Origin of the sequence: Shewanella sp. Isolate13 (genome assembly GCF_022398325.1) — a bacterium.
Taxonomy (GTDB): Bacteria; Pseudomonadota; Gammaproteobacteria; order Enterobacterales; family Shewanellaceae; genus Shewanella.
The window spans coordinates 58,208-72,499 of record NZ_JAKEVD010000009.1 but is presented as its reverse complement, the minus strand read 5'-3'; the positions used below and the strand labels follow the sequence as shown (position 1 = coordinate 72,499).

Sequence of the window (14,292 nt, the reverse complement as noted above, 5' to 3'; positions counted from 1 at the left end):
TTGAGCTCATCAGTCTATGTTTGCTTCAGTTCGACCCGCTGCGGTTGCGGGTCTATTCTACCCAGCCGCGGCCGATGAGCTGAGGGAAATGCTCGACAGCTATTTGAGTCAGGCTAGAGTGAACCTTATTGGTCAAGTAAGCACTCGGCAGTCCCAAGCCGAAAACTTAGACTCACCTCGCTCACCTAAAGTTATTATTGTCCCCCACGCAGGCTACATCTATTCAGGCCTTGTCGCTGCCCATGCTTACGCCCTGATTGAGTCGATGGCTGCTAGCGTCAGCAAGGTGCTACTCATTGGTCCCGCCCATCGAGTTTACCTACAGGGCGGCGCGCTACCACAGAGTCAATATTTTGAAACACCCTTGGGTCAGGTAAGAATCGATCGGCCTAGCGTGGAGATGCTAGAGGGCAAGCCGCATATTACTGTCTCAAATCTGCCCCACCAGCAAGAACATTCCCTCGAGGTGCAGCTGCCGTTCCTACAACGCTGCCTCAACCAATTTGAGCTCATTCCACTATTAATAGGCGAAAGTGATCCCCAAGAGATGGCAGAGCTACTAGAGCAACTATGGGGAGGAGAGGAAACTTTAGTCGTGATAAGCACTGACTTAAGTCATTTTCATCGATATGTCGAAGCGACGAATCTTGACAGGGTAACTTGCCAGAAAATTGTAGAGGGGCAGGAAAGCATCCTCCCCGAGCAAGCCTGTGGTAGTTCAAGCCTCAATGCCCTACTGCCGCAACTTAAACGCCACCAGCTGCGCCTTGCACAATTGAGTTACCAAAACTCAGGCGACACAGCTGGAGACAAAGATCGAGTAGTCGGCTATGCCAGCTTTGCCAGCCGTTAAACTTAGCCAGTCAGAGAAACTGCAACTACTAACCTTAGCCCGTGACACGCTTGTTGCAGCATTCAATCCCGACTATCTTGCTGCAAAACAACCGCTCATCACACGGAGGCTTGAGCAACTTAAACTTGGTTGTTTCGTTACCCTCACCCTAGATGGGGCTCTCAAGGGGTGCATGGGCCATATCGAGGCTGACCGTCCCATCGGTGAGCTGGTGCCAGCACTCGCTCACAGCAGCGCTTTCAACGATCTTCGCTTTCAGCCCTTAGACGAATCTCAGCTAAGTTCACTTCGTATAGAGATCTCACTCCTATCAGAAATGCAAAAGCTTGAGTTCAGTGCTCAGTCACAGCTGCAGACCTACCTTGAAGCGACTAAGTTGGGCTTAGTACTGAGTGAAGGGAATAAAAGAGCCGTATTCCTGCCACAAGTATGGCAACAATTACCAGAGCCGAAAGGGTTTGTTGAGGCACTCAAAGTCAAGGGAGGCTGGGACAGAGACTATTGGTCTTCTAATATGGAAGTCGAAGTCTTTAGCGTGACTCATTTTTGCGAAGAGTCGCTGTAATAAACCTCACAAGGGAACAACCATTCATTCAGCTATTCGCCTTGAATTAGTTTGCCAAAAAACGCTCTGAGTAGATCAACTTCTTATACTGATTGGTATAACGCACATCTGCGGTCACGGCTTAGCCATAGTCAGCGCTAGCTAAGCTGCAAGACCATGAGATTTACATTGGTGCTAAACTAGATTAGGTTTAATTAACTCCTACGGATAAGGCTCTGTAATTCACTCTGTAAGATCTAGAAAATTAACAATAGACACTCGACTTAAGGGAATGACGACATGGATACTAACAAGCTATTACTCATCATCATCGCGATTCTACTGCCACCTGTAGCGGTATTTCTAAAAAGTGGTGTAGGTAAAGACCTATTGATCAACATCATCCTGTGCTTGCTTTTTTTTGTTCCTGGCCTATTACACGCGCTCTGGGTCGTCACTAAGTAAAGCCTCGCCCAACTGAATAGCCTAGCTCGATTACGACATATATAACATTCTTGCTAGGCGGTTCATTTTCCGAATCAGATGGCTCGTATTATTAAGGCGCGGCAGTCTGTTCAAGTTGCTGCTTAATCAACTCAATCATCGCCTTGGCCGCAAAAGATAGGTTCTGCTGCTTACGCCAAAACAACGATAGCTCCCACCTGAGATCATTAGCGGCAAGCGGCACATTGACTACCGCATCGACGCGGTAACGCTCAGCAATGATTTGCGGTAACACCATGATTCCTGTTCCTGCCGCAACTAGGGCGATACCAAAATCGGCATGACTGACTCGTGTTATTTCTGCGGGAATAAACCCGGCTTTATCGCAAGCGTCCAAAATCAACTCATAGAGAGCATATTCAGGCTCAAACATCACCTGAGAAAGAGACTGTAAATCTTTAAGCTGTAGCTCCGTACACCCAGCTAGGGCATGGGTTTTAGGCACGACCACGACCATAGGGTCGTTACGGATCCTAAGCCCGTCGAACTCACCACCAAACTCGATGATCCCAGTCGCCAACTCAATCTCTCCTTTCTGTAGGGCTAAGGTTTGCTCTATACCACCGCGCACCAATAGCTGCATCTCCACCTTAGGGTATTGCTGTCGAAATTTAGCAATCACAGGAGCAAATAACTCGGCGCTGCCAAGGGGCGCTAAGCCTAGTTTTAATGTACCGCCAGTTAGATTTCGCAGTGCATCCAGTTCAGATAGCATAGATTGGCGCTGGGACATGAGCAGCTCAGCGTGACGATATACCAGCTCTCCGGCAGCAGTAAGCTTAATCTGGGTGCCTCGCTTTCCTCGCTCCAGCAACACCATATCGAGCTCCTCCTCTAAGGCTTTTATCGCCTTAGAAAGTGCGGGTTGAGTGAGAAAGACATTGCGACTCGCCTTGGCAAAACCACCGGCATCAACGACCTGAGTAAAATAGTGCAGCGCTTTAAGATCCATTAAGATAACCAAATTTTATAGATTACATTCTTAATATTCATTTTTTTTATTCATTAAGCAAGCGTAAACTCACGCTAAATCATCATACTTTGCTCACTTGGAACTCATCATGGCAAGCCTTGCCAAACGTGCTCAGATTAATCTCAAACACCAGGTCCTTACTGGCACCCAAATAGCCCTTCTTTGTTTGTTTGCTTGGGGCTGTCAAATCTTAGCAGATCAGATTAACTCCCCAATTCCCGGTAGCGTTATCGGCCTTGGGATCCTACTGCTATTATTGGCCAGCAAATTACTGCCTGAGAGCAGTATCAACTTAGGTTCCAGTTGGCTGATTGGCGATCTGCTGCTGTTTTTTATCCCTCCTGTGGTTGCCGTGATTAAATACCAAGATCTGCTTGAACATTATGGTGTAGTGCTTATTGGCTCTATGCTAGTCGCAAGCAGTTGCGTACTGCTAGGCACGGCGTTTACCGTCGATAGATTATTTAAGTTTGAGCATAAACAACGCTTAAAGAAGCTTAAAGCGGACACTAATCTCGAGGAAATAAACCAAGGTGTGCCGCTATGAGCCATACAAGTATCGGATTATTTTGCTTAGGCCTTACCCTAGTCGGCTACTACACCAGCAAGGTTCTCTATCGCCGTCAGCGTAAGATATGGTTTGCTCCGATTATTATTGCCCCTGTGATCATAGTCACCGTGGTCATCAATCTAAATATCAGTGTGAGCGATTACTTTAGTTATACCCATTGGCTCGCCGCCCTATTAGCCCCTGCAACCATTGCCTTTGCGGTACCGATTTACCGCGAGAGGCAGTTGATAAAACAGTATCCACTCACACTAAGCCTTGGGGTATTAACCGGTTTGATGTTAGGGGTTGGATCATCTTGGTTATTAACCTTAGTCACCAATATGCCAACACAGCTCTCCCACAGCTTGATGGTGCGGACGATCTCAACCCCGTTCGCGATGGAAGCGACGGGGGCCTTTGGCGGCATCCCCGAGTTAACTGCAATGCTAGTGCTGCTCACAGGCATTATGGGCATGTTAATCTGTGAGCCACTGTTTAAAGTGGCTAGAATTCGCAGCTCAGTGGCGAAGGGAGTCGCGTTAGGCGCATCGGCCCACGGTGCGGGCGCAGCCAAGGCGAGTGAAATAGGCAGACAAGAGGGAGTTATTGCCAGCTTAACCATGATTTTCACTGGGATCGCCATGGTCTTAAGTGCACCGCTATTTGCCGTAATAATAAAATAACCCAAGCATTGTGGCTGTCAGATAAGCAATATCGGCAGCCAACTCTTACCGAGCTTATAACCAACTTAAAGATTTTTCACGTCAGCTCATTAAGGCGTTAGCACTCGCAAACTTAAGAGTAAAAGCGCTCTATGAATTTCCTTGCAATCGATTGCCTAGCCTATGCTTTCCTGTGCCAACTCGCCCTCACATAAGCAGTTATTTTTACCACGGCTCAACTCATTTTTCCCTCTGTTTAAAACATGCTACTGCAATAGTTCTAATTAACGCTTTGGTGTTTGCAGCCAAATTAGGTAAAGTGTCGACTGCAATTACAAGCTTGCAGCGTTTTGGTAAAGAGTGACACGTCAATCACACCCCAAAGCAACACAATAAGCCATATAGATAATAAATATAAATAATTAGAACATTTGAAGGAAAGTTATGAGCGATTCGAACGATGCTTACGCAGATAACGACCTAAGGGAAGTTAAGCAGCTGGGGATGTGGGCCTCTATCGCCAGCTTAAGTTATATATTCTGGATTGTCGGTGGCATGGAGCTGGTTGAGCGTATTGCCTACTATGGCGTGAAAGCCAGTGCCGGCCTCTATGCGAAAGCACCGACATCAGAAGGTGGCTTAGGGATTAGCCTTAGCGATTACGGTGTAATTATCGCTATCTGGGCATTTATGCAGACCTTTATTCCAGTCTTTACAGGCGGGATCTCCGACCGCGTAGGCTACAAAGAAACCATTTTTGTCTCCACCATCATCAAGATTGCTGGCTACTTAGTGATGGCTTTCTTCCCCAATTTTTATGGTTTCCTGTTCGGTGCCATACTGCTTGCCGGTGGTACAGGGGTATTTAAACCGGGGATCCAAGGCACCTTAGTACTTTCCACGGGTAGACAAAATACCTCGATGGCATGGGGAATATTCTACCAAGTAGTGAATATTGGTGGTTTCTTAGGGCCACTCGTCGCTGTACATATGCGCCAGCTATCTTGGGACAACGTCTTCTATGCCTGCGCCGCCATTATCTCGCTGAACTTCCTATTCCTCCTTGCCTATAAAGAGCCCGGTAAAGAGGAGCGTATGGAGCGTAACCGTAAGATTAAAGCGGGTGAAATCCACCAAGAGGCACTATGGCGTGATGCATGGCATGAACTGAAAAAGCCTGTAGTGATCTACTACATGTTGGTATTTGCAGGTTTCTGGTTCCTGTTCAACTCACTATTTGACGTACTACCAATCCATATCGCCGAGTGGGTCGACACCAGCGTCATTGTCACCTCGCTATTTGGCGCAGAAGGCACCTCGAACGGAATGGCGCAGTTCTGGCTAGGCTTAGATAACACAGGTACTAAGGTCATGCCTGAAGGTATGCTTAACCTTAACGCGGGTATGATTATGACCAGCTGTTTCTTAGTGGCAGCCTTAACCGCGAAGTACCGTATTACCACAGCCATGTTAGGTGGCTGCCTACTGAGTATTTTGGCCTTCGTACTGATTGGTGCAACTAATGCCGCTTGGATGATCGTTTTGGCGATTGCGATGTTCTCTTTCGGCGAGATGATGATTAGCCCAAAGAAAAACGAGTTTATGGGTAACATCGCGCCTGAGGGCAAAAAAGCCATGTACTTAGGCTTCGTTATGCTACCCCAAGGGATCGGCTGGACATTAGAAGGTTACTTCGGTCCTAAGCTTTATGAGATGTTTGCCTCTAAAGAGATCTTCTCTCGTGAGCTGTTGGCTGAGCGTGGTATGAACCCAACTGAGATAAGTGCGATTCCACAGGGTGAAGCCTTTACAACGCTAGTAAGCTATACCGGAGAGTCTGAAAAAGCACTCACAACATTGCTTTATAACACCCACAATATTGGCATGGCTTGGTACATTATCGCTGCGATTGGCACCATTTCCGCCGTGGGGATCTACCTGTACGGTAAGTGGTTGTTCAAACTACAGCAGCAACGCTAAATGAGTCATTAACACTTAGCCTATTGCTACCCTAGATACAAAAAAAGCTGACCTTAGGTCAGCTTTTTTTTCGCTTCAATCACGCATCATCACAACAAATTGCGATAATCACGCTTTACTTAAGCGGCTTTAACTTCAGCTTTTGGCTCGTAAGCGGCGATAGCTACTGGGCCAACTGGCAAAATAACGCGGCCAAACTCAGCGTTCAATACTTGTGCCATAGCAAAGTAAATCGCGCTTAAACCACAGAAGATACCTTCGTAGCCAGCGATAGTGCCGATTAACTCACTACCAGTGAAATCACGTGCAGCAAGTAAAAAGAACAGAATAGTTAATGAAGCAAATACAACTTGCTTAGCACGTGGGTAGCGCAATGAACCGATAAATAGTGCACCAGTAAATAGGCCCCATAGTAACAAGTACCAACCCATGAAAGCAGCAGGGCTTGCAGCAAAACCCATCTTAGGCATAACCAATAGGCCTACTAGCGTTAGCCAGAATAAACCATAAGAAGTAAATGCAGTGGTACCGAAAGTATCACCACGCTTAAAGCACATAATACCTACGATAACCTGAGCGATACCGCCGTAGAAGATCCCCATTGCTAAGATCATTGAATCTATTGGGAAGAATCCAGCGTTATGGATGTTTAATAGGACGGTAGTCATACCAAATCCCATAAGACCAAGTGGAGCTGGGTTAGCTAATTGTGTCGACATTGAGTTCCCCTACAGGAAGTATTCAATAAAAAACGCACCCCAATTAAGGCGCATTATTAAATTAAGTTAATTTGAGCGCGCGCATTCTAGTTGAAGCCATGACGCCGAGCAAATCTGGGAACTTACGCAGGGAAAACCATAAAGAAGGATTGAAAAGCTACATATTCTTATATAATCAATGTGTTAGCCTCAGCCAACAACCAAGGTAGCTAGCTGGCGAACCAAGTGTGACACAGGTCACACCTAAGAGGCGTTTTGACGCACTGAACACGCTTTGTTTGATTAAGCACATTAGCAGCTAATGAAATTAACTCTGTAAAAGTGTCGAAAAATTGCACCAGCTCACAAACTAATAAAATGGATCTTTTTCTATCAAATTTACATTTTATCGGCAAAAAGTTGCAGTCTACATACTGCCAACAGCAGGTTTGCATGACAAAACACTAACACTGTAGGTGTTAAATCAGCGAACTTTCTCCTATGAAAAACAGCAATGGCTATACATTTTGCACTTCAGTCGCTAACAGATCTCGACTCTCCCCTACCGCGAGTTGCGAACCCAGTTCAATGGTCCCTACCGATAATCGGTGCAAACCAATAACAGGGTTACGAAAACGACCAAACATCCGCTTAATCTGATGATAACGCCCCTCAACCAAGGTCACCAAGGCTGTATGCTCATCGACAATTTCAAGTTTAGCGGGTTGGGTAGTAATATCCTCAAACGCAAAGTACATCCCACCAGCAAAGGCTGCAATATAGGACTCATCGATAGGATTTTTAAGCGTCACTCGGTACACCTTATCTACCTTATGCTCCGGCGACATTAACTTCTTCGACCAGCGACCATCGTTAGTCAGCAACAGCAAACCCGATGTATTCAAGTCCAGTCGCCCGACTATGTGTAAGTTGTGTTTGTCTTCTCTGTCTAATAGATCGATAACCGTTTTATGCTTGTCATCCACTGTGGCGCTCACCACACCGACAGGCTTATGTAGCATCACGTAACTCGGCGCATTCGCTTGTAACACCTTGCCGTCTAAACAAACATGGGAGAATTGATCGATGATCAGGTCGATATCTCTTGCCACTTCACCGTCAACCAGCACTTGACCTTTGGCGAGCAGCAATCTCACGTGTTTTTTATTGATGCCGGTTTTAGCACTGATAAACCTATCTAAACGCGCGCGTTTTGATTCCATGACTTATTGACCATTCTCTTTATTATGAGGCACCACTTTATAGGCGCAGCGACGTGCGCCTTCGATAATGTGCTCTTCACGGCTCACGATAGCGTCATTCTCAAACAGAGTTTGAAATAACGCTAGCTCTGAGCGACAGAAGTTAAGACAGGCCGATGCGGCAGCGCAAATAGGACAGTGGTTTTCAAGTAGCCAGTAATGGCCATCGGCTTGCTCCACCTTAGCCATATACCCCTCAAGGGTTCTTAGTTTTGCTAAGGCATGTAGCTTTTCGACTAAACCTGAGGTGCCTACTAACTCATCTCGGTAAAGCTTCAAGGACTCCTGTTCACGGTGGCTGATTAATTGCTCTAGACCGCCATTGCCAAATACCGTTTTAACCGAATCGATTAGCTGCACCGTTAATTCTTCATGCCTATCGGAAAAGTGGCTATTACTTTTAGGGGTCAGTGCCCAGTAACGCGTAGGTCTTCCTCGAGTCGCCTTTCTATCTTCAAAGGTCACATCTTGGCTATCTTCAAGGCTCTGTAGATGCTGGCGCACCCCCATAGTCGTAAGCCCTAACTCTGTGGCAATGACCTTAGCGGTTAGCTCCCCTTGGTTTTTTAGCATCTGCAAAATTTTGTCGCTGGTTTTCATTTAATTTCCCACTGCTGATACCTATTGGCTACCAAACTATTATTACTGAATCCGAAGTTAAGTAAACTTTTTTATTTACTTTCTCTTTACTTTGTTTAGTAAAGCGATTACTTTACTTAAAGCTTAAATAAACAAAAAGGTTTACTTAAATGGAATTACTCATCGTTAGTGCCAGCCAAAGAACCGGCTCTCAGAGTGCAAAAATCGCTCGCTATCTGAGTGAAAAAGCCGATAGCTTCCGTAAGATCAATCATGTTGAGCTCTGCCAGTATCAACTGCCTTTTTGGGATGGCTCTGCCGATTCTAAGTCGGCCGATGATAGTTCCTGGCCCTTAATCGCTCAGCAGATCAAAAACGCCGATGCACTCGTATTAATTACTCCTGAGTGGGGTGGCATGGCTTCGCCATTAATGAAGAACTTCTTGTTAATGTGTGACAGCCAAGACAGCGCCCATAAGCCAGCACTTCTAGTGGCGGTTGTCAGCGGGATCAGCGGCGCCTATCCCATCGCAGAATTGAGAATGAATGCCTTGAAGAACAATAAGCTTGTGGCGACCCCCGATCACTTAATCATTCGCAACGTAGAGCAGGTGCTTAACCATGACGAGCCCGAGGATAAGCGAGAGTTACATATACGGGAGCGCATAGACTACAGTTTGCATATGTTGATGCAATACGCTCAGGCACTCAAAACTATCCGACTCAACCACCAACAACAACCGTACCCGAAGCAACAGGAGTACTGTTACGGTGTGTAAACAGTCAAGTAAACACGATTAAACCAAGGAGCAAATGATGATGCGTTTAGAACACTTAAATTTAGTGGTAAGGGATATTTCAAAAGCACTGGAGTTTTATCAGGCAGTGTTTCCTCATTGGCAGATAAGAGGTGGAGGGAAATCGGTTTGGCATGGGGTGGAGCGTAACTGGGTTCATTTTGGCGATGACTTTCAATACCTGACATTTAACGATGATGGCAATGAAGACAATCGTGACTTAAGTGGTCATCAGGTGGGTTTAGCGCACTTTGCCTATGTCACCGATGATCTCGACGGTGTGATAGAACGCTTAGCTAAAATAGGGCGAGACATAGACAAGCCTGGCGCAGATGATCCCTACAGACGTAACGTCTACTTCATCGATCCTGATGGCTATGAAGTGGAGTTTGTCGAGTACTTGTCAGACATTCCAACCCTGCGCAATCGCTACGACTAAAAACGTTATCGCTAAAGCTGTTAAGGCTTAAGTTGTTAAGGCTGAGGCTATTAAGATGTAGCCTAACAGTACACTGGGCTAAATAAAGATGAGCTTGATCAACTCATTTGTCTTATCCAACGGCTGGGAGTAATTCGTAATAACCAGTTTAATGCCGCCCAAGGCCAGCGCGGAACGAAGCTGCTCGCTCTCTCGGCTTCTATGGCAGCAACCATGGCTCTGCAGCCTACATCGGTATCGACGATAAACGGCACCTTTTCAACCTGTTCGTTTAGCTCGCTACGAATAAAGCCAGGGTGAATACAGCTAACCTTAATCGGCGTGTACATCACATCGATTCGAATCCCTTCTGTTAACGAGGTGACCGCCGCTTTCGTCGCCGCATACACAGTCATCGCTCGTCTAAAGCCTCTAACCGCACTCACAGAAGATATAGTCACTAAATGACCAGCATTTTGTTTACGAAAAATGGCCATTGCCGCTTCGGCTTGTGCCAAAAGAGCAACAAAGTTAGTTTCAGCGGTTTGCTTGTTAGCTTCAAAGTGTCCGCTGCCGATAGAGGCTCCCTTGCCCATCCCCGCATTAAGAATAATTCTGTCTAGCTGACCAAACTCTAGCTTAAACTCATCAAACACCGCAAAGACTGCCTGATGCTGATTAACATCGAGTGCTTTTATCGAAACCTTAATATTGGGATTTAACTGCAGCAACTCTTGTTTAAGGATTTCTAAACGGTCGACTCGCCGTGCACATAGCGCGAGGTCTCGCCCCATCTTAGCAAATTCCAGCGCCATGCCTTTACCTAGGCCTGAGCTAGCCCCTGTTATCAAAATTGTTTTACGTTTAGTTGCCATCGCTATCACTCATTGCCAATCTCTCTAGTGCTTCCCAAGCTACTAATGAGAGTCATGAATGTAAACCTAGGCATTAAATAATTACTTCAGCAACGGCTTAAGAAACTCTTTATTAGCAGTTTAATCTATTCAATACATCCAGATTGCAAGCACAAATAAGCCAATGTAAAAAGCAAAACCCAACAAAAAAGGTTTATCACTGCCCCTTCTGCCTTTTATTTTTGAGCTAGATAGAAACCGTGTTGGAGACAGAGGATAGTTAACGCTTCCAAGACTAAATAGATAGAGCAGCAGTGCTCCTGTAAAGTAAAACAGATAAGAGAGAGCAAACTCCCAGATAACCCAAAACAGTAATTCAGCTGCCAATGCAAACATTACGCTCTCCTTAGCGATTAAATTCACGATGCCATTTTAAATAGCAATAAAATAAATCCGCCGTATCCCAAGAGCCCGAGACAGACCATAGCCGTCAACGTCTTCGAACCTGCCATCGATTGGCATAGAGCAAATTCAGTTTGCATCTCGATTAAATCAACTAGCCCCCAACTCCTATTCTCCATCTGCTTAGTTTGCGGCTCAAGTTGGCTCTTAGACTCCATTGCATCACTTTTTGGCTTATCCATTTTTGGTTGCATCTTGCACCTCCCTGTATCGCCCTTTTCCTATAGCGTAAAACCATACCGACACCCAAGGTTAATATCAGGTTAACAATTGTTAACAACTGTAAGATGGTTTTTCAATTAAAGAAATTCATTGAAATAACTTGAATGAGTAATTCATGGATATGGGCTAAATCAATCACTTATATTGCAGTAGACCAGAATGCACTTACAAAGCTTGCTTTAAGTGTGATTTAGTATTAGTAAACCTGTGCCTTTACTGGGTAATGGGCTAAGTTTACTTAAGTTAAGGACAAGCGTTAATCGCAAGGGAGTGTAAGGCTAACGGAGTACCTCCCCATGATAGCGTACCACCATACATTAACGGTGATAGATAATGACTCGCCGGCACAATTTGCACTAAACAAGGCATTACAGCTCGCCAAAAAAACCCACTCTAAAGTCACTGCACTGAAAATCGATCGCCCCTACAGCAACCTATTAAGCAAAATAGGGCTCATTCCAAATAACGCTCTCGACCCTATGCTTTACGTCAAAAAACTCTTAGCCAAATACCAACGCCAAGGCGTAGAGGTTGAGATAAAAAGTATCAATAACCTCAAAGACCATGTCGCGCTCCTCAATGAAACCCATAGCGGCGATTACGACTTAATCATCATCAACAATAAACATCACAATGCAATCTTGAGTGAGTTTCTCCCTCGCGGTGAAGCCCATCTTTTGCGTGACTGTGAGCAACCCATTATGATTGTGGGCAATAAAAGCTGGCGTGCTCAAGGACATATCCTCACAGCCTTAGAAACTGCCGATTCCAATACCGAACACAAAGAGTTAAACCAGTGCCTAATCGATGATAGCCAACAACTCGCATCACTATTGGACAATGACATCCACCTACTTAACTGCTATCAGTTGGAAAACTGGAGTATGTCGGTTAATAAAGTGAGTAACCAAAGCTCTGATAAAGAGCAAAAACAACAACACTGGGACCGTTTAGTCAGCAGCGCCAAAAGCTACCATCTAACAAATGACCAGCTACACCTCGAGCTGGGGTTACCTGATCACGTGATCCCCACCGTCGCAAACCAATGTGATGCCAACCTTTTGGTTATTGGCGCCGGAGAGCACCATGGGTTAATCAGTGAGTTAAAGGGCCACACATCATCTGTACTCGTTGATGAACTGAAATGCGATATATTAGCCATCAAACCCCACCTGCACTAATCCACTAACACTAACTCACTAACATTGGCTGTTTTAATCACGCTCTGATAAATTTTGAACGACGATATCTGAGTCCTTTTGTGCCCAGAAGTCGACTCTAAACTGGGTATCATCGCTGAGAAGTTCCACCTTATGCCAATACTGAGGAGGTGATACACCTGTATCGCCCGCCTTGATGACAAGCTCTTGCTCCACCTCTCCACGCCGGTCTTTAAATCCATAGAACTTAAGCGCTCCACTCAACACCTGAATTTGGCCGTAAACACCCGCCTTAGTGTTATGCAGATGAAGAAACATCTTAGGTACATTATTTTTTTCAAATACCGGAGTGGATTTGTAGTTCACGTAATCAGCAGGGATCTTAGCCATACTCCATCCTTATTTATAAAATCTAATTAATGCTATTTAAGCTCAAGTTAAGCGACTATCAGCAAACTAACCACTATAATCAACCGCAATTATTCCGATATTCATTCGCAAGTCCTTGCAGTAATAATGAGAAACAATGAACGAACAATATAGCTACACCACACAATACACATTAGATAAAAGCCATTTTAGTGAGTGCTACGATGAATCTGTTGTGGTCGACACCTCTATACGCGCGTATCGCAAGGCCATTATCTTCACGGTAGTGGGTACCGCCTTAATGCTAACCAATATCAACGGTTATGCCTCTTGGTTCATCATCGCCCTAGGCGCACTCGAAGCCGTCAGTGTCTACTTTAGAAAGCCCTGGTGGCTGATGCGCCAGATGATGAGCAAAGCCGCTAACAACGAAGTGACCCTTACCATAGATGAGTCAGGCATTACTAATGACTCATTCTATGTGCAAGGTACTATCTTGTGGCAAGATGTCACTAGCATCACGCCAACAGAACAAGGTTTCTTAATCAAACACAGTAAAGGAACCAGTTACCTATCGAAGCGCAGTTTAGATGAGACCGCCACTCAATTTGTGCTCAACAAGACACCAGAGAAAAACGGTTAGTCTCTGACGTTCGCCATCAGAAATGCGTCGATATATTCGCCATCACGAAAAGCATATTCACGCATTTCTCCCTCTATCACAAAGCCATGCTTTTTATAGAGGCTGATCGCTAAGTGATTATCCGTATAGACCTCAAGTTCAATCCGCCTCACTGCAAGCCAGTTTTGCGCCAAGGACACCATGGTATCGAGTAGAGCCGAAGCGATACCCATTCCTCGGTAAGCCTCATGCACCGCCATACCAATATTGGCCACATGTTTTCGACGCGGATTACTAAACACCTCCATCCCGATTTGGCCCACAACCTCGCCATCTCTGATAGCCACTAGGCTATAGAAGTTAGCTGGCAAGTCCTGCAACCGTTTTTGCCATAACTGCAAAGATGGAAAAGGCTGCTGCAGTGTTTCTCTATAACAGCTAGGTTGGCTATAGAGCTGACAGATCCCCTCGATATCGCCATCTAGACTGTGACGAATATCAATATCTACCAAATTAGTTTTCACCGTATCCAGTGGTATATGCGAGTCAGTCACCAGCCTCTCCTATTTCTCTATGCTATTCCTATAGGTTAACTTTCAAGAAAACGCCTTGAGTGTCAAGGCCTAAGGTTTTTCTTAACCTTACTTACTTCCTCTTAATGGATAAATCGACAAGAGAAATTGTTCAATTTACAACCTGTATCAGTTTGCAACAAATTTATTATCTAACATGCTGCTTTTTCTAATAGATGATACTCTATGGGTTCATTTGTTAATTTTGTAA

General features: G+C 45.3%; 19 protein-coding genes. 10 read left to right on the top strand and 9 right to left on the bottom strand.

Annotated features, from left to right (window positions below):
* Positions 1-16: 16 nt before the first annotated feature.
* The 3 genes from amrB (at position 17) to L1D44_RS08285 (ending at position 1,862) form a co-directional block, all read left to right on the top strand.
* Entirely contained in the window at positions 17-853 is an 837-nt protein-coding gene (gene amrB / locus L1D44_RS08295) for an AmmeMemoRadiSam system protein B (RefSeq protein ID WP_239889688.1), read from the top strand.
* Positions 831-1,418 carry an AmmeMemoRadiSam system protein A gene (gene amrA / locus L1D44_RS08290; protein WP_239889687.1) on the top strand — a complete coding sequence of 196 codons (588 nt, stop codon included), beginning with the start codon at positions 831-833 and terminating at the stop codon, positions 1,416-1,418. Before amrB ends, amrA begins: the two co-directional genes overlap by 23 nt.
* 279 nt (positions 1,419-1,697) lie before the next feature.
* Positions 1,698-1,862, top strand: coding sequence for a YqaE/Pmp3 family membrane protein (locus L1D44_RS08285; RefSeq protein WP_220769109.1), 165 nt, complete (start codon positions 1,698-1,700; stop codon positions 1,860-1,862).
* Between the two features lie 91 nt (positions 1,863-1,953).
* On the opposite strand, the gene L1D44_RS08280 is transcribed toward L1D44_RS08285, so the two are convergent.
* A complete protein-coding gene (locus L1D44_RS08280) occupies positions 1,954-2,853 on the bottom strand; it encodes a LysR family transcriptional regulator (protein WP_239889686.1) in 900 nt (299 codons plus the stop codon).
* A 109-nt stretch (positions 2,854-2,962) separates the two neighbouring features.
* On the opposite strand from L1D44_RS08280, the gene L1D44_RS08275 reads away from it, so the two are divergent.
* The 3 genes from L1D44_RS08275 to L1D44_RS08265 all read left to right on the top strand — a co-directional run bounded on the left by L1D44_RS08275 (position 2,963) and on the right by L1D44_RS08265 (position 6,066).
* Positions 2,963-3,421, top strand: a complete 459-nt coding sequence (locus tag L1D44_RS08275) for a CidA/LrgA family protein (RefSeq protein ID WP_239889685.1) — start codon at positions 2,963-2,965, stop codon at positions 3,419-3,421.
* The gene (locus L1D44_RS08270; RefSeq protein ID WP_239889684.1) at positions 3,418-4,107 is read left to right on the top strand and encodes an LrgB family protein; all 690 of its coding nucleotides are present in this window, start codon (positions 3,418-3,420) and stop codon (positions 4,105-4,107) included. Before L1D44_RS08275 ends, L1D44_RS08270 begins: the two co-directional genes overlap by 4 nt.
* A 423-nt stretch (positions 4,108-4,530) precedes the next feature.
* Complete coding sequence (locus L1D44_RS08265; RefSeq protein ID WP_239889683.1) at positions 4,531-6,066, top strand: MFS transporter; 1,536 nt, start codon at positions 4,531-4,533, stop codon at positions 6,064-6,066.
* A 119-nt stretch (positions 6,067-6,185) separates the two neighbouring features.
* Here the strand turns inward: L1D44_RS08265 and L1D44_RS08260 are convergent, their stop codons facing one another.
* The 3 genes from L1D44_RS08260 to L1D44_RS08250 all read right to left on the bottom strand — a co-directional run bounded on the left by L1D44_RS08260 (position 6,186) and on the right by L1D44_RS08250 (position 8,626).
* The gene (locus L1D44_RS08260; RefSeq protein WP_239889682.1) at positions 6,186-6,785 is read right to left on the bottom strand and encodes an acetate uptake transporter; all 600 of its coding nucleotides are present in this window, start codon (positions 6,783-6,785) and stop codon (positions 6,186-6,188) included.
* A 497-nt stretch (positions 6,786-7,282) separates the two neighbouring features.
* Complete coding sequence (locus tag L1D44_RS08255; RefSeq protein ID WP_239889681.1) at positions 7,283-7,987, bottom strand: 16S rRNA pseudouridine(516) synthase; 705 nt, start codon at positions 7,985-7,987, stop codon at positions 7,283-7,285.
* 3 nt (positions 7,988-7,990) lie between these two features.
* Positions 7,991-8,626, bottom strand: coding sequence for an HTH domain-containing protein (locus L1D44_RS08250; protein WP_239889680.1), 636 nt, complete (start codon positions 8,624-8,626; stop codon positions 7,991-7,993).
* A gap of 149 nt (positions 8,627-8,775) precedes the next feature.
* Between L1D44_RS08250 and L1D44_RS08245 the strand changes: the two genes are divergently transcribed.
* On the top strand, positions 8,776-9,384 hold the full coding sequence (locus tag L1D44_RS08245) for an NAD(P)H-dependent oxidoreductase (protein WP_239889679.1): 609 nt from the start codon (positions 8,776-8,778) through the stop codon (positions 9,382-9,384).
* Positions 9,385-9,421: 37 nt separating this feature from the next.
* Complete coding sequence (locus L1D44_RS08240) at positions 9,422-9,841, top strand: VOC family protein (RefSeq protein WP_220769100.1); 420 nt, start codon at positions 9,422-9,424, stop codon at positions 9,839-9,841.
* A 98-nt stretch (positions 9,842-9,939) separates the two neighbouring features.
* On the opposite strand, the gene L1D44_RS08235 is transcribed toward L1D44_RS08240, so the two are convergent.
* The 3 genes from L1D44_RS08235 to L1D44_RS08225 all read right to left on the bottom strand — a co-directional run bounded on the left by L1D44_RS08235 (position 9,940) and on the right by L1D44_RS08225 (position 11,330).
* Positions 9,940-10,695, bottom strand: a complete 756-nt coding sequence (locus tag L1D44_RS08235; RefSeq protein ID WP_239889678.1) for an SDR family oxidoreductase — start codon at positions 10,693-10,695, stop codon at positions 9,940-9,942.
* A gap of 129 nt (positions 10,696-10,824) precedes the next feature.
* Positions 10,825-11,070 (bottom strand): hypothetical protein, encoded by a 246-nt coding sequence (locus L1D44_RS08230; protein ID WP_239889677.1) that lies wholly within the window; start codon positions 11,068-11,070, stop codon positions 10,825-10,827.
* Between the two features lie 23 nt (positions 11,071-11,093).
* A complete protein-coding gene (locus tag L1D44_RS08225; protein ID WP_239889676.1) occupies positions 11,094-11,330 on the bottom strand; it encodes a hypothetical protein in 237 nt (78 codons plus the stop codon).
* 324 nt (positions 11,331-11,654) lie between these two features.
* On the opposite strand from L1D44_RS08225, the gene L1D44_RS08220 reads away from it, so the two are divergent.
* Positions 11,655-12,539: a universal stress protein gene (locus tag L1D44_RS08220; RefSeq protein ID WP_239889675.1), complete on the top strand. Its 885-nt coding sequence runs from the start codon at positions 11,655-11,657 to the stop codon at positions 12,537-12,539.
* A 33-nt stretch (positions 12,540-12,572) separates the two neighbouring features.
* Here the strand turns inward: L1D44_RS08220 and L1D44_RS08215 are convergent, their stop codons facing one another.
* The gene (locus tag L1D44_RS08215) at positions 12,573-12,908 is read right to left on the bottom strand and encodes a DUF1971 domain-containing protein (protein WP_239889674.1); all 336 of its coding nucleotides are present in this window, start codon (positions 12,906-12,908) and stop codon (positions 12,573-12,575) included.
* 136 nt (positions 12,909-13,044) lie between these two features.
* Between L1D44_RS08215 and L1D44_RS08210 the strand changes: the two genes are divergently transcribed.
* Entirely contained in the window at positions 13,045-13,530 is a 486-nt protein-coding gene (locus tag L1D44_RS08210) for a YcxB family protein (protein ID WP_239889673.1), read from the top strand.
* On the opposite strand, the gene L1D44_RS08205 is transcribed toward L1D44_RS08210, so the two are convergent.
* On the bottom strand, positions 13,527-14,063 hold the full coding sequence (locus L1D44_RS08205; RefSeq protein ID WP_239889672.1) for a GNAT family N-acetyltransferase: 537 nt from the start codon (positions 14,061-14,063) through the stop codon (positions 13,527-13,529). The genes L1D44_RS08210 and L1D44_RS08205 overlap by 4 nt on opposite strands.
* Positions 14,064-14,292 lie beyond the last annotated feature (229 nt).